This is a genomic window from Streptococcus mitis (assembly GCF_946190065.1).
Taxonomy (GTDB): domain Bacteria; phylum Bacillota; class Bacilli; order Lactobacillales; family Streptococcaceae; genus Streptococcus; species Streptococcus mitis_DE.
The window spans coordinates 1-23708 of sequence record NZ_CAMHZD010000010.1; the positions used below are offsets into that span (position 1 = coordinate 1).

The following is a 23708-nucleotide window of genomic DNA, read 5'->3' on the forward strand; positions in this document are numbered from 1 at the left end:
TGATTACTACAACAATAAACGAATTAAGGTAAAACTAAAAGGACTCAGTCCTGTGCAATACAGAACTAAATCCTTCGCATAAATTAATTGTCTAACTTTTTGGGGTCAGTACACTTATAGGGAAGGTTTTTATCTTTGCTGACAAAAAACATTTGAACTCTTGAACTAAAATCTTTATACTTTTTTATTATGATTTTAGTTGGGAGTGTTTTTAATTTGGATACAAAAATTATTGATGAAAGAGAATTTGTAGAGAAATTTAAAGAGAAAAATCTACAAGGATTTCATAAATTTGTAAGTGATTATGACAACTATATTGCTCCCACAATGAGAGCTAGAGGCTACAAATTTGTAAACTATGCTGAGAGAACCGTTACTTTTACGTTTGGCCAGGTAACTTTTTCAAGAAGGCGCTGGTATAAGAATGGGAAATGTAGGATTCCAGTAGATGAGAAGTTAGGTTTGGAGAAACGTATTGCCTATTCCAAAGAACTGCTGTATCAAATCACTAAACTAGCTACAATGTTACCGTATAGAAAAGTTGTAGAAGTTATTGAACTGATGTACCAGGTTTATATTACTAAAGACACAGTGTTAAAAGCAATTAAACTAGCAAGTCAGTTATTAAATGAAAAAGAAGATTATCGTTACTATAGTGATGAGGTAGTTGTCAAGAAAATTGAGGCACCTGTCATTTATCTTGAAGGAGATGGTGTTTGGATAAAGGTCAGTGGAAGAGAAAAAGAACAACAGAATAAAGAATTATCTCATTTTGTCATTCATACCGGAACGGAGGAGTATGGAAAGAGGAAAATTTTAAAAGATAAGGTGGAAATTGTGTCTCCCAATAATCGAATAGCAAGAAAAAGAGTAGTAGATTATATTTATAATCATTTTAAAATTACGTCAGATACTCTACTTGTGACAAATTCAGATATGGGCCACGGTTATACTCCACATTTATTTAAAGAGATATCACATGATCTAGGAATTAAACATCATCAACATTTTTGGGATCGATACCATCTGAACAAAGAAATAAAAAAGTTGGTCAAGCCGTATTCAGTAGAGCTACTAGATCAATTTATGAAAGCCATAGACAGTCATTGCAAGCAGAAATTGAAAACAGCTATTGATACACTAGAATCATTTGTCCTACTTAATCAGAACGAAAAGAAGATTGATACATTTAAGGTTTTTAAGAATAGAATCCTTGGAAATTTTAAATATACGCAACCTCCTGAGCAGAGGAATCTAGATACAGCAAGTTTAGGAATTATGGAAAGCCAGCATCGGAAAATCAGTTATCGGATGAAAAATAGAGGAATGTATTGGTCATTAAATCATGCAGATGCTATGTCCCATCTTATTTTGTTGTCTTACAATCAAGAACTCCGAGATTTATTTTTTGGTAATTGGAGAAATGAATATGAAAAATACCACTCAGAAGGAATGAGCAGTGCAAAAGTACGCAAAAAGATCGATCAAGCCCCAAGGAGTTTAGGAACTATTGTAAATGCTTCTTGGAAGGGTCGAAAACAGCGAGACAAACAACGTTTTGCAGGGAAAAAAATCAATAAATAAGATGCCATGGAGTCAGTAAACTCTTGACTTATAGTAATAAATATTGTATAATAATCTTATCAATAAAAAAAGAGGCACGCAGCAACGTACCTCTCATAAAGATAAACAATTGGTGCTTGTTTATCAGTAAGATTAATACTATCAGAAATTTTAGTAGATGTCAAGGCTGAGCAAGTAAATTGTTTAGCCTTGTTTTTACATTCCGTTTTTGATGTATTTTTTTACTACCTCAAAAGAATAGACACAAACTTCTGCTATAAATTTCTTTACTTTTTTATGGAAATTTGGTAAACTGTATCTTGTGTGTAATGGACGCACAAAAATACAGTTTATCCGCTGAGGAAGATTCCTCAAGATTGACAAAGATAGGAGAATAAAATGAATCCATTAATCCAAAGCTTGACTGAAGGTCAACTTCGTACAGATATCCCATCATTCCGTCCTGGTGACACTGTTCGTGTACACGCGAAAGTTGTCGAAGGTAACCGTGAACGTATCCAGATTTTTGAAGGTGTTGTTATCGCACGTAAAGGTGCTGGTATCTCAGAAAACTACACAGTTCGTAAAATCTCTAACGGTGTGGGTGTTGAGCGTATCTTCCCAATCCACACTCCACGTGTTGAAAAAATCGAAGTTGTTCGTTACGGTAAAGTACGTCGTGCGAAATTGTACTACTTGCGTGCTCTTCAAGGTAAAGCAGCTCGTATCAAAGAAATCCGTCGTTAATTCGACTAAAAAACTCTGCTTTTTCAGCAGAGTTTTTATCTAGCTCCCTTAGTTCAATGGATATAACAACTCCCTCCTAAGGAGTAGTTGCTGGTTCGATTCCGGCAGGGGGCATTTTTAGAAATGTAAAGAAAGACAAAGAAAATTCAAAATGTTTATTTGAAGGCAATTATCACAAGTTCATTTTTAAAAATAATTTAGTATTTTTTGTCTTTTTTGACCAAATTTTGAGCAAAAGTTATATTTTGATGAATGAGTACAGATAAAGTGGATCAGCAAAGTAACTTTGACATCTATTAGTTAAAAAATAAGGACTTCCTTTGTTAGAATGTCCTTATTTTTATTATGGAATTGGACAAATGAGGTTAAGGTTCAGCTTTATGAACTTAGAAAGCAAGTAAAAAACTTTAAACACCTTTCAAAAAGATTGGGTGTGGATTTTTCGGGCTAAGGTATGTGATAAAATGAATTGATTGTTATGAAATAGAGAGCCTAAAAAATGGGGAAAATCGAAAACTAAAAATTTATGTACAATTGACTAAACTAGAGCTAAACCATTGATACAACTGAATTAGAAGCACAAAGTACATTCTTTAAAAAGTGTACTTTATTTTTGTTTTATACATTATTCTGGAGTGGTGTTTTGTATGTTTTCTAGTACATAATATTATCCAATCTAAGAAATTGATTTGTACCTTTTTACTCTAATAGGTGTAGAAGAAGTGGTGGTTCAATTGTACATTTTTGTTTAAAATATTTATGGTTATAATAATAGTATTGAAGCATAAATAAAGTAGATGTAGTGGTATAATAGTGTCAAAAGACTTTCAGGAGAAATGACATGAGATCACATACAGTTATTCTAGGCGCTGGTGCTACTATTGCAGCAATTCCAGATGGTGATAAAAATGGCAAAAGTTCTTCAGTTATGAATGGATTGCTAAAAAAACTAAATTTAGAAGAAATTCTTGCTGGTGTTGAATTACAGACAAAGAGCGAAAATTTAGAGGATATCTATTCAGAATTATTTAAGAGAGAAGAGTGCTCCGAAATCGTTAGAAAACTAGAAAAAAGGCTCTATGATTATTTTGCTTCTTTGGAGTTACCTGATGAACCAACAATTTATGATTTCTTAATATTAAGTTTAACTAATAAAGATTGTATAGCTACGTTTAATTGGGACCCTTTACTTATACAGGCTTATATTCGCTGCTCAAAAATTACTCTGAACTTGCCACAAATTCTTTGTTTACATGGTAATGTAGCTGTTGGGTTTTGTGAAGAACATATTGAGTTTGGAGGAGTAGATTGCTACTGCTCAACATGTCATAATAAATTTTATCCAACAAAATTATTGTATCCAGTGAAAAATAAAGAATATTCTTCCGACGGCTACATAAATTGGTGTTGGAAAGGATTAGATTACTTTATCGATCATTCATATATGTTAACTATTTTTGGATACAGTGCTCCTAAAAGTGATGTAGATGCTGTTAATTTAATGAAAAAAGCATGGGGAAATATTGAAGACCGACCACTTGAAGAAGTTTCTGTAATAGATATTGTAGACGAAGCGACTATGCTAAATACATGGAAAGACTTTATTCATAGTCATCATTATAGGTATTCAAATTCATTTTTTGATTCTTACTTAGCAAAATTTCCAAGAAGAACTTGTGAAACCGTATTTGCAACATTTTCATTAAATGTTCCTTCTGATGGTAGTAGAGGATTTAAAGAGAATTTTAATTGGGACATGATAAAAGAGTTTTTATCTGATATGTTAGTTGAAGAACAGGAAAATAAAGGAAAATCAAATTTAAAATCGAAATATTTAGTTTGGGATGAAGATGTTAACAAATAATCCAATTAATCATAGTGTACTTAAATTGTCAATGGATTTCGATAATGCTTTTAAACATAAAAATATAGAGGAAATCTATAGACTAATAGAATTTGGAAAAAATATGGAAAATACTATTGATGATATTTCCAAAATTCAATTATTTTATTCTATTGGGACAGCATACGCTGATATATTTGAACTAAGTGATAACTTAGTTTTCAACATAGATACCGATTTTACAGTTCAACAAATTTATTACTTTAGAAAAGCTATCGAAATTTCAAATAACGTTGATATAAATTCTGAGAACAGTAGGTTTGTTTTCCCATTATTATGTTCACTTTACACTAATTACGCAAATTTATTAGATGCTTGTGGTAGAAAGCAGTTAGCTATTAAGATGTATTGTAAATGTATACAAATCAATCCAAGATTCACAATGGCTAGTGGTAACTTGGCTATTTGTCTAGATCATTATCGTAATTTTTTGAATGATAACGAACACCTCCACTTTATTAAAAAAATTAAAAATTTAATAGAAACAAGCATAACTGTTTCAGATCCAAACAGAGTTGATTATGCAGAAAAGCGATTTATTGAACTTTACGAACAATATCTTAATTATAAAGACTTAGATGAATGCTCTTGTAAAACCATCGATTATAATCCTAATTCACAAAAGTATCGCGAATGGTGTTGGAACAACGGGCTGTATCTTAATCCACTTAATGACTTACAAGCTGACGATATAAATAGATATGATGATAATCTTTTACTACCAAGTTTATTATTTCAATCGGATAAAGATTTAAACAAATATATTTCTATGTTTAATCAAATTAAGCAAGAATATGTTTATGCGCGTTATCTCTGTTTTAATAGCATTGAGATTGATTCGGTTCATTATGCTGACGAGAATGTTAATCTTATTGATGGTCTAGAATACGTACAATATTCTATCCGAGTAGAAGGATTAAAAGCAGCTTTTAAAACACTATATTCATTATTAGATAAAGTAGGAATGTTTATAAATGAATATTATTCTTTAAAAATTGAGACTCGACAAGTAAATTTTCATTCAATTTGGAGAACAGATAGCAATTTAGATAAGTTGTTGGATAAGAATATTGGTCTATCATCTATATTTTGGATATCGAAAGATTTTGATAATGGTAATAATTCTTTGACAGCAAATCCACACTCAAAGCGATTAAAAACTATTAGAAATTATTTAGAGCATAGGTTTACTAATATCACATTGAATTTTTTTGATGGAAGTGTAGATAATAACGAAAGTAGATTGTATCTAACTGAATTTGAATTGCAAGAGTGTACATTAGATTTATTAAATCTTGTAAGAGAAGTTATTTTTTCACTCAAAAATGCCATTCAAATAAGTGAAAATGAAAAACAATCTACTCTAAGCAGTGAAGTTGCTTTAATTCCGATAAATTATGAAGAAGTAGATTCTGAAGACAAATTATAGCATTGAGCATACAATTTATAGTCGTTATAAAAAGCAATAGTCTAAATTCATTGAACTAATCAACTTAAAAGTTGCTTAAAACCCGTTGTTTTATAGACAGAGTTATTGTAGTATACAGATAATAGACTTTTAATTAGGTGATAAATTTGTGTGATGAGAATGATGATTGCTGTCCTTACTGTTTTGGACGAAAAGTATTACCAGGATACAACTCATTTGATGTTACTCAGCCAATCTTAAGTTCACGAATGGGATTACTTAAATAATATTCTATTATCTAACCCTAGTGAAGTCAGTGAAAAGAGTCGGAACAATGTGTGGTGGACCTGCATAAATAATGATAAACATAGGTACAAGATGTCCTTATATAATAGAGCTTTATTTGAGAAACGTCATAAAGAACCATGTTTAATTTGCAAGGGTCGAAGAAGAAAAAGGAAACATTTCGTGCCTTTCAAGAAGATTTTGGGAGACCAAGTTGCTAAAATGTAGCTTGGTTTTTTCAGTTTAGGTCAATTTCGACGAGCATAGCAGCTACATAAAAACGCTTTGATATGTCAAAAATTTTATTTTAAAAAGTACATTTTTGGATTATGTACAATTGAAAAAATTTCCAGTTTTCACTTTGATAATGTACATCTTTAGCTATTTTTGTTCCAAAAAATTTTTTTAGTTATAAATCTTTATTATTCCCCTGAATTTGATATGTTGTAAAAGACTATTTCTGGTCTGTTAAATCTATCAATATCAAAATCTAAACGTGATAGTCTAACATCTAGTACATTTAACGTTAATAGTTTTATCAATCGTTTGAGTAAGAAAATTTCAAAAGAAGAAATGATAGGTTTTCAAAAATAACCTATTTAGTCATTGTTTATATATAATTTGTATCTTTTGGTTTATTAATTTGTATTTAAAATTTAATCATGTTACAATTGAAATTGATATCAAATTGAAAAGGAAAATGCAGACGTGGGCACACTGTTAGCAACAAGATTAAAAAATAGACGAAAAGAATTAAAAATGTCTCAGCGAGAATTGGCTGAGGGGATATGTAAACAGGGACAGATTAGTCGATTGGAGAATGGAGAATTTACTCCAGGAGCGGACTTTTTATATGCTCTGTCTAAGAAGTTAAAAGTTAGTATAGATTATTTTTTTAATGAGCAGATTGGAGAGGAGATTGATGAGCTATCAGAGTTTAAGAAGTTAGCCCAGACTTTTATCACAAATCGAAATTATGAGTCTTTGAAATATATATATGAACTAGAGAGTGTAAAGGTACATCGTTTGTCTTTAGTAGATAAGTTTTATATGGAGTGGATAAAATCTCTTATAGATTTTTATTTCTATGGGCAAAAAGAGGAGGCTGTGGCAAGATTGGAGAAGGTACTGTATCAGTTAAGTGTAACTGACTTGACCTACCTTCAAGTTGCAAATACTCTATTCAATTTTTATTATGATATTGAAGATTTAGAAAGTTTTAATGAAATTAGAGAAAAGTTAGAGTATCAAGTAAATCAACTCAAGTTAAACACAATCGAAGAATTAAACCTTTCTATTAAATTTAATTATAATGTTTGTCGCTACCTATGGTTGCAGAATAATACTGAAGAGGCTATTACTAAAATCACAGATACGATAAAGCAGTGTAAGACGTATAGAACAACATATCTTTTGGCTGATTTGTATGTATTGATGGGAAATGTCAGTAAGAATTTTTCTTCTAAAGTTGCAGTAAAAGAGTACTTTGAAACGGCTTATTTCCTATATAAGCTTGAGGGAAATATGTCAATGGCTCTTAAAATCGAGCATTACATTGCAGATATAACAGAATAGTAAAGACGATGTTCACTTAAGCATCGTTTTTTTAATCCAAAATAATACAAATATGTATTTAATAAAAATAAATAAAAAATATTATCAAAAATCTTGACATTATTATATTGAAGTGCTAAAATGACTGCAAGAAAATATTAGGCTTTTTGTCCATAAAACATCTACAGAAACTTACTATAGACTGAGTGAATGTAAAGAGACTTCAGCCTTTGAAGAATTGAGAGGTAAAATTAATGAATGAATTAGAAGTTAGATTTGAACTCAACGATGAGAAAGATTATACTAATGCTATTTCATATTTAGAAAAATCTTATAAATTTAAGAATGAAAATAAGCAAGTTGATAAATATTTTAAAACAAAAGGAAGAGAATTTGAAAATGATGAGGTAGGTAGCTTTATCTACAGAATTCGCCAAGAAGATGATAATAAAGCATGTGTTTTTACAAGAAAAGATACGATAAAACAAGGAATGTGGAGTGAAAGTGAAATAGAGCTAGAATCTAAAAAATTAGAATTTGTAAGAAATATCTTACAAGATGGATTTTCAAATATTTTCACAATAAGTAAACATAGAAAGACTTATCATGATGCATTAGAAAATAAAACGATCAATCTAGATAAGATTGATGGTCTTGGATTTTATCTTGAAATAGAGATTTTAGGAGATTTTTCAAAAGAAGATTATAATAATTTTTATGATAAAATGTGCGGAGAGTTCTCGTTTTTAAATTCAAAAATAGAAACAAAGGGCTATGTCCAACTAATGAGAGAAAAAAATGGACGTAATTAAAATTATCAAATAGTCTTGTTGGAATTGTTTACTCAATTGCTGGATTTGGAAGTTTGATAGCAGTTACCTTTCTTTCTACTTTTTTGAATAAGAAGGATGCCTTTATATTGTTGAATATATCAATGGCAACCATCCCACTTGTCATTATGGTGAGTGGAATAGTAGAAAATTGGATATTTTTTGGAATTTGTTATTCAATTTTGAGTGGATTAATTATCATTAGAAAAAATAATATTAATTCGTAGTGAAATAAAAAAATGAAAAAGGTTTTACATAATGTACTACCTTTTTCAGATTTAATAATTATTAAGGGAATAGAACTAGAAACCAAAAATACTGAATATTAAACTGCCCCCAAAAGTAAGATTTTTCTGTCTAACTTTTGGGGGCAGTACATTATCTATAACTTCTGGAGTGCTTTTTTACATTCAAATTATTTTATAGTACCCACGTTCGAATAGCATGGGCAACGCCGGATTCATCGTTAGATTTGGTGATGTATTTGGCGATTTTTTTGATTTCTGGATTTCCGTTTTCCATGACAACAGGGTTACCAACGACTTCCAGCATGGCACGGTCATTTTCTTCGTCACCGATAGCCATGGTTTGATCTTTGGTCAATCCTAGTTTTTCAGCTAGGTGGGTAATAGCTGACCCCTTATCTACATTCTTTTTAAGGAGTTCGAGGTAGAAAGGAGCAGACTTGTTGATAGAGTAGCGTTCGTAAAATTCCGCTGGTATCTTTTCAATGGCAGCATCCAGAATCTCTGCTTCATCGATGAACATACATTTGACAATTTCCTTGCCAGCCATTTCTTCAGGTGTGCGGTAGAAGATAGGCATGCTGACGAGGGTTGATTCGTGCACAGTGTATTTTCCGATATTGCGATTGGCTGTGTAGATGCCGTCCTTGGTAATGGCGTGCATGTGGACACCGAGCTTACGACTGAGAAATTCCATATCAAGATAATCCTCATAAGTCAAGGATTCGCTGATAATCTCATGCCCTGTAGCAGTTTCTTGGACAAGGGCACCATTGAAGGTCACCACATAATCACCCTCGTCTCTCAACTGCAAGTCGTCCAGAAGTTTGGCAACACCTGCGATAGGGCGGCCAGTTGCAATGACGACTTTGACACCAGCTTCTTTGGCATCTTGGATGGCAGAAAAGACTTCAGGAGTGATTTCCTTTTGGCTATTGACTAGGGTTCCGTCGATATCGACAGCGATTAGTTTAATACTCATAAATTTCCTCTTCTAGTTTTTATTTGGGGTAAAATGATCGTTTTCAATCAAGTGTAAAAATTGCTGGGTAATGCTAGCAAAGATACTGTTTTGGTCCAACATTTCTTTCGGGAAATAAAAACGATTATCTCCGTGGCGACTGCCAGCAAGGGATTGGACGATAGGAGACAGGCTAGAGAGTTCGGCCAGTTCTCCATTTTTTTGTAAAATTTCAATCTGTGTACGTGGATTTTCAGATTCGGGACGATAGATATCATAAGGGAGGTCGAAGTTCTTATGAATGGCAGTATAGTAGTCAGGATCAAAGCCGATGTCCTCAACCAATTTTCTCATGCTGGCGAGCTGGTTTTGATCTTCTTGTGAAAAGGTAATGGATTTAAAGACCTTGCGGTTGACAAAGCGTTGCGACAGGTCTGCAAGAATCTTATCAGGACTGGTCATCCAGAGCTGGAAGTAGGTATTCATCACACCATCATCTAGAGCCAGATAGTCAGACAAGGTCACATTTTTTTCAAAGAAAGGCAGGAGATGTGGAGAAGTTCGTGCAAAGAAATCTTTATCTTTAGGATAGAGTTCCTTGGCGCGCTTTAGAAGGTTCTGTAGGAGAACTTCCATGGCGCGTGTTGCAGGGTGGAAATAAACCTGCATATACATTTGGTAGCGACTAAGAACATAGTCTTCTATGGCGTGCATGCCATTGCGCTGAAAGGCGATACCATTTTCGACAGGACGAATGACTCGGAGGATTCGAGTCAGGTCAAATTCCCCATAGGATGCTCCAGTAAAATAGGAGTCGCGCAAGAGATAGTCCATGCGGTCTGCATCAATCTGACTAGAAATGAGTTGCACGACCTGCTTGTTAGGATAGGTATGTTCGATGACACTGGCTACCTTTTCTGGAAAATCTGGCGCCACTTGTAGCAGGACTTGGTGAATCTCTGTCTCAGGACTTTGGATAATCTCCTGAGTGATGGCTTCATGGTCTGTATCAAAGAGATGTTCAAAAGTATGGGAGTAGGCACCATGCCCAAGGTCATGTAGGAGAGCAGCTGTCATAGTCAAGAGAGACTCAGCAGGATTCCATTCCTCAGGATATTTTTCTTCAAAAATTTCTGTGATACGTCGTGCAATCTCATAGACTCCTAGACAGTGGGAGAAGCGGCTGTGTTCTCCACCGTGGAAGGTATAACTGGAAGTTCCCAGTTGCTTGATCCGGCGCAAGCGTTGAAATTCTTTTGTATTAATCAAGTCATAGATGATCTGATTATTGACATGGATGTAGTTGTGAACTGGGTCACGGAATACTTTTTCGTTCATATGACCATTATAGCAAAAAGGTAGAGTTTTTGGTAAAATAGTAGGACAAGAGACAAGAAAGAGGACTTGATGTGAAGATTCGGATGCGAAATACGATTCAGTTTGATGAGCAGTTGGAAGTGATTGACCAGCTTTATGACGTGGAAGTGCATGAAAAAGGAGATTATAGCTACCTGCTTTTCTATAATGAGGAAAAGGAAAAAGTGGTTATTAAATTTCATGGTCAAGAACTTGTGATGAGCCGTTTTTCCAATCCCAAGACCATTATGCGCTTTTTAAAGGATAGTGATAGTTTAGCCTATATTCCCACACCTATGGGCATGCAGGAGTTTATCATCCAAACGACTCATTATCAAGTTGATGGGCAAAAGATTGAGCTAGATTATCAACTACAAAATCAAGAGGGACATCCCTTTGCCAGCTATCAATTGGAAATTACTTGGGGCTAGGCTCATGTCTTTTTCAAATTTACCTGGCTATCTTCTCGGATTAGCCTGCTAATGTGGTAGATTAGGCTAATTTTTGGTATAATAAAAGTTATGGAAATTGAAAAAACCAATCGTATGAATGCGCTCTTTGAATTTTATGCGGCGCTTTTGACAGATAAGCAAATGAATTATATCGAACTCTACTACGCTGATGATTACAGCCTTGCTGAGATTGCCGAGGAGTTTGGTGTCAGTCGTCAGGCTGTCTATGATAATATCAAGCGGACAGAAAAGATTCTGGAAGATTATGAGATGAAATTGCACATGTACTCGGACTACATTGTCCGAAGTCAGATTTTTGACCAGATTTTGGAGCGCTATCCCAAGGATAACTTTCTGCAGGAGCAGATAGAAATTTTAACAAGCATTGATAATAGAGAATAAGAGGAAGAAGAATGGCATTTGAAAGTTTAACAGAACGTTTGCAGAACGTCTTTAAAAATCTACGTAAAAAAGGAAAAATCTCTGAATCTGATGTTCAAGAGGCAACCAAAGAAATTCGCTTGGCCTTGCTTGAGGCCGACGTTGCCTTGCCTGTTGTAAAGGACTTTATCAAGAAAGTTCGTGAGCGTGCAGTCGGGCATGAGATCATTGATACCCTTAATCCTGCGCAACAGATCATCAAAATCGTTGATGAGGAATTGACGGCTGTTTTGGGTTCTGATACGGCTGAGATTATCAAGTCACCTAAGATTCCAACCATCATCATGATGGTCGGTTTGCAGGGGGCTGGTAAAACAACCTTTGCCGGTAAATTGGCCAACAAACTCAAGAAGGAAGAAAATGCCCGTCCTTTGATGATTGCGGCGGATATTTATCGTCCTGCGGCTATTGATCAGCTGAAGACACTGGGACAACAGATTGATGTGCCTGTATTTGCACTTGGAACAGAAGTACCAGCTGTTGAGATTGTACGTCAGGGTTTGGAACAAGCCCAAGCCAATCATAATGACTATGTCTTGATTGATACGGCAGGTCGTTTGCAGATTGATGAGCTTCTCATGAATGAGCTTCGTGACGTGAAAGCATTGGCTCAACCAAATGAAATTTTGCTCGTCGTTGATGCCATGATTGGTCAAGAAGCGGCCAATGTTGCGCGTGAGTTTAATGCTCAGTTAGAAGTGACTGGGGTTATCCTTACCAAGATTGATGGGGATACTCGTGGTGGTGCGGCTCTATCTGTTCGCCACATTACTGGAAAACCAATCAAGTTCACTGGTACGGGTGAAAAGATTACGGACATTGAAACCTTCCACCCAGACCGTATGTCTAGCCGTATCCTTGGCATGGGGGATATGCTCACTTTGATTGAGAAAGCTTCTCAAGAATACGATGAGCAAAAAGCCCTTGAAATGGCTGAGAAGATGCGTGAAAACACCTTTGATTTCAATGATTTCATCGATCAGTTGGATCAGGTGCAAAACATGGGGCCGATGGAAGACTTGCTCAAGATGATTCCAGGCATGGCCAACAATCCAGCCCTTCAAAACATGAAAGTGGATGAGCGCCAGATTGCGCGCAAACGTGCCATTGTGTCTTCAATGACACCTGAAGAACGTGAAAATCCAGATTTATTAAATCCAAGTCGTCGTCGTCGTATCGCTGCAGGTTCTGGAAATACCTTCGTCGAAGTTAATAAATTCATCAAAGACTTTAACCAGGCTAAACAACTCATGCAAGGAGTTATGTCTGGGGATATGAACAAGATGATGAAGCAAATGGGGATCAATCCAAACAACCTTCCTAAAAATATGCCAAATATGGGAGGAATGGATATGTCTGCCCTTGAAGGAATGATGGGACAAGGTGGGATGCCTGACTTGTCAGCTCTCGGAGGAGCAGGAATGCCAGATATGAGCCAGATATTTGGTGGCGGACTCAAAGGTAAAATCGGTGAATTTGCTATGAAACAGTCCATGAAACGCATGGCTAATAAAATGAAGAAAGCGAAGAAGAAACGTAAGTAAGACAAAGGAAGGCCGCAGGGCTTTCCTTTTTTAGAAAGAAGAAAAACGAGCACTTCCGTAATTGGAAATGCTCGTTTTTTGATGTGTTTAGATTCTTAGTCTTTATTTTCGTATGGCAAGATTAAGTTCAAAATAATTCCTGTCATGGCTGATAAGGCAGTACCTGAAAGCGTAACTGGACCGAGTTTAAGGATAGCTCCTCCAAGTCCAAGGACCAACATAGCACTTGCGATGATGAGGTTACGCATTTGAGCGAAATCAACACGTTCTTTGATCAAGACTTTCAAACCGTTGCTGGCGATAACCCCATAGAGAAGGATTGACATACCACCAAGTACAGCGTTTGGAATAGTTGAAATCAAGGCTGTGAATTTACCAAGGAAGCTAAGGGCAATCGCGATAAAGGCAGCGTTACGGATAACTGAGACAGAAGCGATACGAGTCATACCGATAACCCCTGTATTTTCTCCGTAAGTGGTATTGGCTGGTCCACCAAGAAAGGCAGAAACAGAAGTTGCGATACCGTCACCAAGAAGAGTACGGTGAAGACCTGGTTCTTTCAAGAATTGACGGCCACAGATTTGACCCAAAACAGTATGGTCTCCGATGTGTTCAGAGATTGTTACGATAGCGATTGGCAAGATAGCGATAGTTTCTGGACCGAAGTAAAGATTGTATTCTTTAAAGGCACCACCTGTGCTAAATGGCAAGTAGAAACCAGGAATTTCGAACCAGTTGGCTTTAAGAACTGGTGTAAAGTCAACCAAGCCAAGGGTTAGTGCGAAGAGGTAACCACCGATAATGGCAAAGAGGAATGGAATGATTCGTAGGAAGCCTTTGCCTTTTGTATTGATAAAGGCAGCAATCAAGAAAGTAACAACTGCTACAAGAGCATTTTTCCAATTTCCATCAGCTACAAGACCAGCGTTAGTGACTGCTGAACCTGCAAGTCCAAGACCGATAACGATGATCATAGGTCCGATGATGATTGGTGGCAAGAGTTTATCAATCCACTTTGTACCCGCAAAACGAACACTTGCAGCCACAAGGACATAGACTAAACCAGTCAAGATAACCCCTGTTTGAGCAGCAGATACATCACCACCCATTTCTTTCATAGCCAGTGACATTGCTGTGATAAAGGCAAATGAAGAACCTAGATAAACGGGAACTTTAAAACCAGTTGAAATCATATAGATGAGTGTCCCGACACCTGAAGCAAAAAGAGCAACAGATACAGGCATTCCCAAAATCAATGGTACCAATATGGTCGCCCCAAACATGGCGAAAACGTGTTGGAAACTAAGGAGAATTCCTTTTCCAGCCGAAGGACGTTGGTCAACGTCTAGTAACAAATCAACAGTTGATTCTTGTTTCATATAAACCTCACTTTTGGGCATCAAAAAAGAGCCCATTATTTTACAGCAATAGGCCCTCAGAGTAAGACTTCTCTAAAATCTAGACTTTAAAGAGTTTCAAGTATTTCTGCGTCTTCGTCACCTCACGGGATGACATTAAAAACCTTTGCTTAGGATAGTATAGCAGAAAAAAATGATTTTGTAAATCATTTTTTCCCGAGCCTAAAAATAAAAGAGCGAGGCTAACTTTGTAAACATTTTTTACTAAAAAATTTAAAGTGGGCGTTTGTTGGGCATGCCAGCCTTTCTTGGATATTTATTTGGTGTTTCTTTTTTCTTTTCTACCACTGAGATATAACGCGAATCTCCATTAGGTAGAGCGTAGCTGAGATTGTCTTCTACTTTACTAAAAAGGAGGTTGAGGGCATTCTTAGCTTCTAATAATTCCTCAGGCGCATTGCTAGCCTTGAGTGCCAATAGTTTTCCGCCAACTTTAAGGTAGGGAATAGTTAATTCAGATAGGACTTGCATACGGGCAACCGCACGAGCCGTTACAAAATCATAGTGAGCACGGAAGTTTTTGTCTTGGGCCAAGTCTTCTGCACGTCCATGGTAGAAATGAACATCGTCCAAATCCAGTTCTTGAGCCAAAAGTTGGAGGAAGTTGATGCGCTTATTGAGTGAATCAATGATGGTCACATCTAACTGAGGATAGAGGATTTTCATTGGTAAACTAGGAAATCCTGCCCCAGCACCGATGTCAAGAAGTTTGATAGTTTCATTGGGAATCAAGCCTTGCAGAATAGGTGCAATCGAATCGTAAAAATGCTTGAGATAAACTTCATCCTTGTCTGTAATAGCCGTCAAATTAATCTTTTCATTCCACTCGACCAAGAGTTCAAAATAACGATCAAATTGTTTTTTTTGCTGGTCCGAAAGTGGAAGATTCTGCTCGGCAAGCAAGTTGTAAAATGTTTCTGGTTTCATAGTTATTTCCTTCTTTAGTATCATCTTATTTTACCACAATCATTAAAAATTTGATATACTGGTACTAATCTAAAAGTAGAAAGGACTTATATAATGACTTGGATTATTCTTGGAGTTTTGGCTCTTGTTGTTATTTTTGTGATTGTTAGCTATAACGGTTTGGTTAAGAATCGTATGCAAACAAAGGAGGCTTGGAGTCAGATTGATGTTCAGTTGAAACGTCGAAATGATCTCTTGCCAAACTTGATTGAGACTGTAAAAGGTTATGCCAAATATGAAGGTTCTACCCTTGAAAAGGTGGCAGAACTACGTAACCAAGTGGCGGCAGCGACTTCACCAGCAGAAGCTATGAAAGCTAGTGATGCACTTACTCGTCAGGTTTCAGGTATTTTTGCAGTTGCAGAAAGCTATCCAGATTTGAAAGCTAGTGCAAACTTTGTTAAATTGCAAGAGGAGTTGACAAATACAGAAAATAAAATTTCTTACTCTCGTCAACTCTACAACAGTGTTGTCAGCAACTACAATGTAAAATTAGAAACTTTCCCAAGCAATATTATCGCTGGGATGTTTGGATTTAAAGCAGCAGATTTCCTTCAAACACCAGAAGAGGAAAAGGCAGTTCCTAAAGTTGATTTTAGCGGTTTAGGTGACTAAGATGTTGTTTGATCAAATTGCAAGCAATAAACGAAAAACGTGGATTTTGTTGCTGGTATTTTTCCTACTCTTAGCTCTTGTTGGCTATGCGGTTGGCTACCTCTTTATGCGATCTGGGCTTGGTGGTTTGGTTATCGCACTGATTATCGGCTTTATCTATGCCTTGTCCATGATTTTTCAATCGACAGAGATCGTCATGTCCATGAATGGGGCGCGTGAGGTGGATGAGCAAACGGCACCAGACCTCTACCATGTAGTGGAAGATATGGCTATGGTGGCTCAGATTCCTATGCCTCGTATTTTCATCATTGATGATCCAGCCTTAAATGCCTTTGCGACAGGTTCTAACCCTCAAAATGCGGCGGTTGCTGCGACGTCAGGTCTCCTAGCTATCATGAATCGTGAAGAACTAGAAGCTGTTATGGGACATGAAGTCAGTCATATTCGTAATTACGATATCCGCATTTCGACTATTGCTGTTGCCCTTGCTAGTGCTATCACCATGCTTTCTAGTATGGCAGGTCGTATGATGTGGTGGGGTGGATCAGGTCGCAGACGAAGTGACGATGACCGAGATGGAAATGGTCTTGAAATCATTATGCTAGTGGTCTCACTACTAGCTATTGTACTGGCCCCTCTCGCTGCAACCTTGGTGCAACTAGCTATTTCTCGTCAGAGGGAATTCCTAGCTGATGCTTCTAGTGTTGAGTTGACTCGCAATCCTCAAGGGATGATTAATGCTCTACGTAAGTTAGATAATAGTAAACCGATGAGTCGTCCTGTCGATGATGCCAGCAGTGCACTTTATATCAATGATCCTAAGAAAGGTGGAGGGTTCCAAAAACTCTTTTATACCCACCCACCTATTTCAGAACGGATTGAACGTTTAAAACATATGTAAAAAGAATCCAGAGGTTGTCTCTGGATTTTTGCTATGTTCAAAGTTTATAAATCTTCTAAATTAACTATCTCCAAACCATGATCTGTCAAGCGATAGATGGTCGAACAGACCTCTTTTAAGAAACGACGGTCATGCGAAACAGTGACGAGACCGCCTGGATAAGTGGCAAAGAGTTTTCTGATTTCGGGTTGAGAAGTGGGAGAAAAGTTTCGTGTGGGTTCATCCAGAAGGAGAAAGTTTGGTTTGCGCAGGACTAAATCCAAAAGCAGGAGTTTACCCTGTTGCCCGCCAGATAAGGAGCGAATTTGATGTTGCATTTCTGGATAACTGAAATTGAGACTGGCTAAGTGAGATTGGATTTTCTGTAGTTCCTCTTTTTCTCCAGATTGGCTGAGATAGGTTATTGGGGATAAATCCAATTGCAGTTTCTTGTGATAATCTTGTGGCATAACACCAAGAGAAATCTCTCGTTTATCACCTAGTAGTTGTTGTAAATTGGCTAATAGAGTTGATTTTCCAATACCATTTGGCCCGATGATACCGATTTTTTCTTGGCCACGGACAGTTAGTTGAAGTCCTTGAGCCAAAACTCGCTCACCAATGGACAAAATCTCTTTCTCCAGTTGGATTAAGACTTTAGAAGCTGGTAATGGCTGTATATCTGAGAAGAAAAGTCTGATTTCTTCCTCGTCAAGTGGCTTTTGGATCATGGATTGAGTTGCCCTTTCGTAGCGTTTTTCTTGAGAGAGGACAGTTTTCATCTTTTTAGCCAATAGGCGACCGGCAGTACTGTCTTTGGTAGCTCGAAGGGCAGTTTCTACATTTTGCTTGACTCGGCGATGTTTTTCCATGGTTTTGTCATAGGCTCTCTGGTCGTTAGCAGCTTGCTGACTTTGTCTTGCAAAACTAGCCTTTCTCTGCTCACTATAGCGATCATAGTCTAAATGCTCGACTAGCGTTTCCGCTTCTTTTCGGTGCTTGACCAGTCGCAAGTGAACAATAGTGTCTGCCGTTTGAGAAAGAAAGTCTTCATCATGGGAAATAAAAATAACAGTTTGCCTAATCTTGCGAATCTTACCTTTTAGCCAATCAACCGTCTCAAGGTCTAGGTCATTTGAAGATTCATCTAAAAATAAAATCTCAAAGGGTTTGGCTAATTCATGGATGAGCTGAATTTTCAAAGCTTCGCCCCCTGATAGACTGCCAATCTCTTGGTTGCTAGCGAAACGATTGCTATCAAAATGCAATTCCTCAGCCAAACGATAGAGGACACTGTAATCTAAATCAATAGTATCTAAAAAGAAGTAGTCGTGTAGACTTTTCTTTTTCAGCTCCTCGGGAAGTTTTTGAGGAATATAGGCCAGTGACTGATAGTCAGACTGGATGTCTCCCTTGATAGTGAAATCAGACAAATATTCCCCCATTAAAGTTTTAAGTAAGGTTGATTTGCCATTTCCTTCTTCGCCAATAATAGCTACCTTTTCCCCGTCTTGGATAGTCATGTTTAAGTCTGAGACAAGGTCTCGTAAATCTTTGTTTTGTGTGATGGTCAGGTGATTGATTTTTATCATATCATTGCCTGATTGCCCTTTCTAGAATGTCCATAGTGCATAACAAAAAGCTCTACTTTACCTAGTAGAGCCAAAGTTTATGTCAAAAAAACTCTATTAATACTCTTCGAAAATCTCTTCAAACCACGTCAGCGTCGCCTTACCGTATATATGTGACTGACTTCGTCAGTCTTATCTACAACCTCAAAACAGTGTTTTGAGCAGCTTGTGGCTAGCTTCCTAGTTTGCTCTTTGATTTTCATTGAGTATAAAATGCCAGAAAAAGAGCATAAAAGAGCACACAAAAAGAGACAAAAACAAGATCTACTAAATAAAGGTTCTTTATTTGATAGACTTAGTTGTTCATGTCTCCCTTACCTCCGAGTATTAGTACCTCTATCCTATACCTTTCAGGATATTTTGTCAACAGAAAACTGACAATTCTAATCTCTAAAATCCGAAAACAGGTCCATAGAGAGTTAGTACGTGTTTGACATGCTCATAATGGAACTTGTCATAGTTGCGCCAAGCGGTGCGTGCTTGATCATTCAGTTTTAGGCTACCGAGACCAATCAGAAGACTGGTACGTTGGTAAAATTTCTCAAGGTCTATTAAGATACTGTTGTTCAACTTTTCCGCTTTTTTGAGCTCTTGCATAGTAGTGTTTAGTAGCTCTTGTAGTCGAATATCATCTGCCCTACCCTGTTTGCAGCTTTGGAAACTTTTATTTAACTCGGATAGGAGTTGGGTTGCATTAGTAATGAGTTCTTTGTCTTCCATGTGAGCATCCTCCTTGCTCTGATGTATTATTGCCTATAGTATAACACTAAAAAACAAAAATGTCATAGTAAATATGTTAAAAACTCGAATGTTAATTACAAAGTTTGGTGGGCTGATTTGTAGCCTTTTCATGGTATAATCAAAAGAGTAAATCTTTATGGAGGAAGTATGAAATTAAATATTCAAGAAATTCGTAAGCAGTCTAAAGGCTTGCATTTTGAACAAACGTTAGTCCTATCCGTAGACCTGCGTGCACGTAATCAAGAAATTTTAGATGTAAAAGATATCCTTGCAGTTGGGAAAGTACAGTACGAAGACCGTATGTATTTCTTAGATTATCAACTATCTTATACCATTGTTCTTGCTTCAAGTCGTAGTATGGAGCCAGTTGAGTTAGCTGAATCTTATCCAGTCACGGAAGTTTTCATGGAAGGCGCAACTAACCAGCTAGATCAAGAAGTGTTAGATGATGATTTGGTCTTGCCTATCGAAAATGGGGAACTTGACCTTGCTGAGAGCGTGTCAGACAATATCCTACTAAACATTCCTATTAAGGTTTTGACGGCTGAAGAAGAAGCTGGTAAAGGTTTTGTGTCAGGAAATGACTGGCAAATCATGACAGAGGAAGAATACCAAGCCCAACAGGCAGTTAAGAAAGAAGAAAACAGTCCTTTTGCTGGCTTACAAGGACTATTTGATGGAGACGAATAATGGTTTTATCAAAAAAACGAGCACGAAAAGTGCTAGAAGAAATCATTGCTCTGTTTCCAGATGCCAAGCCCAGTCTTGATTTTACCAATCATTTTGAACTCTTGGTTGCGGTCATGTTATCAGCTCAGACAACGGATGCAGCGGTAAATAAGGTCACACCAGGTCTCTTTGCTGCCTTTCCAACTCCACAAGCCATGTCTGTTGCGACAGAGAATGAGATTGCCTCACACATTTCTCGTCTGGGTCTGTATCGAAATAAGGCTAAATTCCTTAAAAAATGTGCCCAACAGCTACTAGACGATTTTGATGGTCAAGTCCCTCAGACACGTGAAGAATTGGAGAGTTTGGCAGGTGTTGGTCGCAAGACAGCCAATGTTATCATGAGTGTGGGTTTTGGAATTCCAGCTTTTGCAGTGGATACTCATGTGGAGCGTATTTGTAAACACCACGATATTGTCAAAAAATCAGCGACACCTCTTGAGGTGGAAAAGCGTGTCATGGATATCTTGCCGCCTGAGCAGTGGTTAGCAGCTCATCAGGCTATGATTTATTTTGGACGAGCCATTTGTCATCCTAAAAATCCAGAGTGTGACCAGTACCCACAGTTATATGACTTTAGCAATTTATAAGATGGATCATCAAAAGTTTTTGCTTGATTTTAGGCCTGCTTTGTGCTATAGTATTTGGTAACTAAATATTCCTTTAAACCTGTCCCGTGAGGCAGGCAAGGAGCGCGATAAAGTAGAAGGGTGAAGTCTATACTGTTTGCAGTAGGGCTCGCTTGGCTATACATTTCAAGTCTCCTTGTTTAAGGAGACTTTTCTTTTTGGAGGTTTGTCATGAAGGCAAAAGAAGTTGTAGACGAATTGACCGTCAAACGAGCGATTACGCGTATTACTTATGAGATTATCGAACGCAACAAAGATTTGAATAAGATCGTCTTGGCTGGTATTAAAACTCGTGGTGTCTTTATTGCCCACCGAATCCAAGAACGTTTGGAACAACTAGAAAATCTTTCAGTTCCTGTTGTGGAATTGGATACCAAACCTTTCCGTGATGATGTTAAAAGTGGAGAAGATACTTCTTTGGTTTCTGTTGATGTGACAGACCGTGAAGTTATCTTGGTGGACGATGTGCTTTATACAGGCCGTACTATCCGTGCTGCTATTGATAATATTGTCGGTCATGGTCGTCCTGCGCGCGTGAGTTTAGCAGTTCTAGTCGATCGTGGACATAGAGAATTGCCAATCCGCCCAGATTACGTTGGAAAAAATATCCCAACCAGTCGTTCTGAAGAAATCATCGTAGAGATGGCAGAACTTGATGGCCAAGACAGAGTTCTGATTACTGAAGAAGCTTAGAAAGCTAAAGGAGTAGCCATGTCAGAAAATCAACAAGCATTGAACCATGTGGTGTCCATGGAAGACCTCACTGTCGATCAAGTGATGAAATTGATCAAGCGAGGAATTGAGTTTAAAAACGGAGCTCAGCTTCCTTATGAAGACCATCCGATTGTTTCCAATCTTTTCTTTGAGGATTCTACACGGACGCATAAGTCCTTTGAAGTGGCAGAGATTAAACTGGGGCTGGAACGACTTGACTTTGATGTGAAGACCAGCTCGGTCAATAAGGGTGAAACACTTTATGATACCATTTTGACTTTGTCTGCTTTAGGAGTGGATGTCTGTGTGATTCGCCACCCAGAGGTTGACTACTACAGAGAGTTAATTGCTAGTCCCACGATTACGACTTCCATCATCAATGGTGGAGATGGTTCGGGACAACACCCTAGTCAGAGCTTGCTTGATTTGATGACTATTTATGAGGAATTTGGTCACTTTGAGGGTCTCAAGGTTGCGATTGCAGGTGACTTGGACCACTCACGCGTTGCTAAATCCAATATGCAGATTTTGAAACGCTTGGGAGCTGAACTTTATTTTGCTGGACCTGAGGAATGGAGAAGTCAAGAGTTTGCAGATTATGGACAGTTTGTAACCATTGATGAAATCATTGATCAGGTGGATGTCATGATGTTTCTCCGTGTGCAACATGAACGCCATGATAGTGGAGCTGTCTTTTCAAAAGAAGACTACCATGCCCAACATGGCTTGACTCAAGAACGTTATGACCGTTTGAAAGAAACAGCAATCCTTATGCACCCAGCCCCAGTCAACCGTGATGTAGAAATCGCAGACCACTTGGTTGAAGCACCAAAATCACGGATTGTCCAACAAATGACCAATGGAGTCTTTGTTCGAATGGCAATCTTAGAATCCGTACTGGCGAGTAGAAACGCCAACTAAAACACAAGACGTTAAAAGACGCCAGTGAGCGTCCACGAGAGGTGAAAATATGACAAAAAGACTTCTAGTATTAGAAGATGGCACAGTTTTTGAAGGTAAGGCCTTCGGAGCAGATATTGATGTTACAGGCGAAATCGTCTTTAATACAGGCATGACCGGCTACCAAGAATCCATTACAGACCAGTCTTATAATGGACAAATCTTGACCTTTACTTATCCTTTGGTAGGAAATTATGGAATCAACCGTGATGATTACGAATCCATTATTCCAACTTGTAAGGGAGTCGTTGTTTTTGAAGAAGCGCGTAGAGCAAGCAACTGGCGCAACCAAATGACCTTGGATGAATTTTTGAAAGCCAAGAAAATACCAGGTATCTCAGGTATTGATACGCGTGCACTTACCAAGATTATCCGTAAGCATGGTACCATGCGAGCAACCTTGACCCATGTTGGGGACAGCATGGACCATGTGACGGACCAGCTGCAAGCAACAGTCTTGCCGACAGACAATATCAAACAGGTTTCCACTAAAACTTCCTATCCAGCTCCAGGAGTTGGTTTGAGTGTTGTCTTAGTGGACTTTGGTCTCAAGCACTCAATCCTACGTGAACTTTCTAAACGCAACTGTAACGTGACGGTTGTTCCGTATTCGACAACGGCTGAAGAAATTCTTCATCTTAATCCTGACGGAGTGATGTTGTCAAATGGGCCAGGTAACCCAGAAGACGTTCCACAAGCACTTGACATGATTCGCGGTGTGCAAGGGAAAATTCCAATCTTTGGTATTTGTATGGGACATCAACTCTTTGCCATGGCTAATGGTGCAAAAACTTATAAAATGAAATTTGGTCACCGTGGATTTAACCATGCGGTACGCGAAATTGCTACAGGACGAGTAGACTTTACTAGCCAGAACCATGGTTATGCAGTCAGCCGTGAGGACTTGCCAGAGCACTTAATCATTACCCACGAAGAAATCAATGATAAGTCAGTTGAAGGAGTTCGCCACAGATACCAACCTGCTTTCTCTGTCCAATACCACCCAGACGCAGCCCCTGGTCCACACGACGCAAGCTACCTATTCGACGAGTTTATCGAGATGATGGAAGCTTTTAAACAATCAAACTAAGAACGAGTAAAAGCTCGTCGGAGAATTTATGTAACTGAACACGGAC

24 protein-coding genes and 1 tRNA gene are annotated in these 23708 nt (G+C 37.6%); 19 read left to right on the plus strand and 6 right to left on the minus strand.

Annotation, left to right across the window (positions count from 1 at the left end; genetic code table 11):
• The 9 genes from OCF96_RS05665 to OCF96_RS05705 all read left to right on the plus strand — a co-directional run.
• Positions 1-82, plus strand: an 82-nt coding sequence (locus OCF96_RS05665) for an IS3 family transposase (protein ID WP_155169774.1), incomplete at its 5' end; no start/stop codon positions are given.
• A 134-nt stretch (positions 83-216) separates the two neighbouring features.
• A complete protein-coding gene (locus OCF96_RS05670) occupies positions 217-1584 on the plus strand; it encodes an ISLre2 family transposase (RefSeq protein ID WP_261446653.1) in 1368 nt (455 codons plus the stop codon).
• Positions 1585-1962: 378 nt separating this feature from the next.
• Entirely contained in the window at positions 1963-2310 is a 348-nt protein-coding gene (gene rplS / locus OCF96_RS05675) for a 50S ribosomal protein L19 (protein WP_001068669.1), read from the plus strand.
• Positions 2311-2352: 42 nt separating this feature from the next.
• Positions 2353-2424, plus strand: a tRNA-Arg gene (locus OCF96_RS05680).
• Positions 2425-3151: 727 nt separating this feature from the next.
• The gene (locus OCF96_RS05685) at positions 3152-4174 is read left to right on the plus strand and encodes a hypothetical protein (RefSeq protein WP_136936994.1); all 1023 of its coding nucleotides are present in this window, start codon (positions 3152-3154) and stop codon (positions 4172-4174) included.
• Entirely contained in the window at positions 4161-5642 is a 1482-nt protein-coding gene (locus tag OCF96_RS05690) for an LA2681 family HEPN domain-containing protein (protein ID WP_136936993.1), read from the plus strand. Before OCF96_RS05685 ends, OCF96_RS05690 begins: the two co-directional genes overlap by 14 nt.
• 267 nt (positions 5643-5909) lie before the next feature.
• Positions 5910-6134 (plus strand): zinc-ribbon domain-containing protein, encoded by a 225-nt coding sequence (locus tag OCF96_RS05695; protein ID WP_136937075.1) that lies wholly within the window; start codon positions 5910-5912, stop codon positions 6132-6134.
• A 480-nt stretch (positions 6135-6614) separates the two neighbouring features.
• Complete coding sequence (locus tag OCF96_RS05700; protein WP_136936992.1) at positions 6615-7481, plus strand: helix-turn-helix domain-containing protein; 867 nt, start codon at positions 6615-6617, stop codon at positions 7479-7481.
• A 233-nt stretch (positions 7482-7714) separates the two neighbouring features.
• Positions 7715-8272: a CYTH domain-containing protein gene (locus OCF96_RS05705; RefSeq protein ID WP_261446654.1), complete on the plus strand. Its 558-nt coding sequence runs from the start codon at positions 7715-7717 to the stop codon at positions 8270-8272.
• A 438-nt stretch (positions 8273-8710) separates the two neighbouring features.
• On the opposite strand, the gene yidA is transcribed toward OCF96_RS05705, so the two are convergent.
• A complete protein-coding gene (gene yidA, locus OCF96_RS05710; RefSeq protein WP_136936990.1) occupies positions 8711-9517 on the minus strand; it encodes a sugar-phosphatase in 807 nt (268 codons plus the stop codon).
• A gap of 12 nt (positions 9518-9529) precedes the next feature.
• Positions 9530-10834 (minus strand): HD domain-containing protein, encoded by a 1305-nt coding sequence (locus tag OCF96_RS05715; RefSeq protein ID WP_261446655.1) that lies wholly within the window; start codon positions 10832-10834, stop codon positions 9530-9532.
• 71 nt (positions 10835-10905) lie between these two features.
• Here OCF96_RS05715 and OCF96_RS05720 point away from each other — a divergent pair, with 71 nt between their 5' ends.
• From OCF96_RS05720 to ffh, 3 genes are all read left to right on the plus strand, one after another.
• Positions 10906-11283: a YwiB family protein gene (locus OCF96_RS05720; protein ID WP_223330726.1), complete on the plus strand. Its 378-nt coding sequence runs from the start codon at positions 10906-10908 to the stop codon at positions 11281-11283.
• Between the two features lie 90 nt (positions 11284-11373).
• Positions 11374-11706 carry a putative DNA-binding protein gene (locus tag OCF96_RS05725; RefSeq protein WP_000402071.1) on the plus strand — a complete coding sequence of 111 codons (333 nt, stop codon included), beginning with the start codon at positions 11374-11376 and terminating at the stop codon, positions 11704-11706.
• 11 nt (positions 11707-11717) lie between these two features.
• Positions 11718-13289: a signal recognition particle protein gene (gene ffh, locus OCF96_RS05730; protein WP_261446656.1), complete on the plus strand. Its 1572-nt coding sequence runs from the start codon at positions 11718-11720 to the stop codon at positions 13287-13289.
• Positions 13290-13384: 95 nt separating this feature from the next.
• On the opposite strand, the gene OCF96_RS05735 is transcribed toward ffh, so the two are convergent.
• Together OCF96_RS05735 and rsmG are read right to left on the minus strand one after the other, a co-directional pair.
• Positions 13385-14668 carry a uracil-xanthine permease family protein gene (locus tag OCF96_RS05735; protein WP_031237775.1) on the minus strand — a complete coding sequence of 428 codons (1284 nt, stop codon included), beginning with the start codon at positions 14666-14668 and terminating at the stop codon, positions 13385-13387.
• Positions 14669-14920: 252 nt separating this feature from the next.
• Entirely contained in the window at positions 14921-15634 is a 714-nt protein-coding gene (gene rsmG, locus OCF96_RS05740) for a 16S rRNA (guanine(527)-N(7))-methyltransferase RsmG (protein WP_261446657.1), read from the minus strand.
• Positions 15635-15727: 93 nt separating this feature from the next.
• Between rsmG and OCF96_RS05745 the strand changes: the two genes are divergently transcribed.
• Positions 15728-16288 (plus strand): LemA family protein, encoded by a 561-nt coding sequence (locus OCF96_RS05745; protein WP_000219846.1) that lies wholly within the window; start codon positions 15728-15730, stop codon positions 16286-16288.
• Position 16289: 1 nt separating this feature from the next.
• Positions 16290-17189, plus strand: a complete 900-nt coding sequence (gene htpX / locus OCF96_RS05750) for a zinc metalloprotease HtpX (protein WP_049502233.1) — start codon at positions 16290-16292, stop codon at positions 17187-17189.
• A 44-nt stretch (positions 17190-17233) separates the two neighbouring features.
• On the opposite strand, the gene OCF96_RS05755 is transcribed toward htpX, so the two are convergent.
• Both OCF96_RS05755 and OCF96_RS05760 read right to left on the minus strand, forming a co-directional pair.
• The gene (locus OCF96_RS05755; RefSeq protein ID WP_261446658.1) at positions 17234-18760 is read right to left on the minus strand and encodes an ATP-binding cassette domain-containing protein; all 1527 of its coding nucleotides are present in this window, start codon (positions 18758-18760) and stop codon (positions 17234-17236) included.
• 429 nt (positions 18761-19189) lie between these two features.
• Entirely contained in the window at positions 19190-19519 is a 330-nt protein-coding gene (locus OCF96_RS05760) for a helicase BlpT (RefSeq protein ID WP_075825837.1), read from the minus strand.
• Positions 19520-19687: 168 nt separating this feature from the next.
• Here OCF96_RS05760 and OCF96_RS05765 point away from each other — a divergent pair, with 168 nt between their 5' ends.
• The 5 genes from OCF96_RS05765 (at position 19688) to OCF96_RS05785 (ending at position 23662) form a co-directional block, all read left to right on the plus strand.
• A complete protein-coding gene (locus OCF96_RS05765) occupies positions 19688-20230 on the plus strand; it encodes a YceD family protein (RefSeq protein ID WP_261446659.1) in 543 nt (180 codons plus the stop codon).
• Positions 20230-20859 carry an endonuclease III gene (nth, locus tag OCF96_RS05770; protein WP_261121847.1) on the plus strand — a complete coding sequence of 210 codons (630 nt, stop codon included), beginning with the start codon at positions 20230-20232 and terminating at the stop codon, positions 20857-20859. Before OCF96_RS05765 ends, nth begins: the two co-directional genes overlap by 1 nt.
• 210 nt (positions 20860-21069) lie before the next feature.
• Complete coding sequence (gene pyrR / locus OCF96_RS05775) at positions 21070-21591, plus strand: bifunctional pyr operon transcriptional regulator/uracil phosphoribosyltransferase PyrR (protein ID WP_000644747.1); 522 nt, start codon at positions 21070-21072, stop codon at positions 21589-21591.
• An 18-nt stretch (positions 21592-21609) separates the two neighbouring features.
• Positions 21610-22533, plus strand: a complete 924-nt coding sequence (locus OCF96_RS05780) for an aspartate carbamoyltransferase catalytic subunit (RefSeq protein WP_004260121.1) — start codon at positions 21610-21612, stop codon at positions 22531-22533.
• A 49-nt stretch (positions 22534-22582) separates the two neighbouring features.
• The gene (locus tag OCF96_RS05785; protein WP_000166853.1) at positions 22583-23662 is read left to right on the plus strand and encodes a carbamoyl phosphate synthase small subunit; all 1080 of its coding nucleotides are present in this window, start codon (positions 22583-22585) and stop codon (positions 23660-23662) included.
• Positions 23663-23708 lie beyond the last annotated feature (46 nt).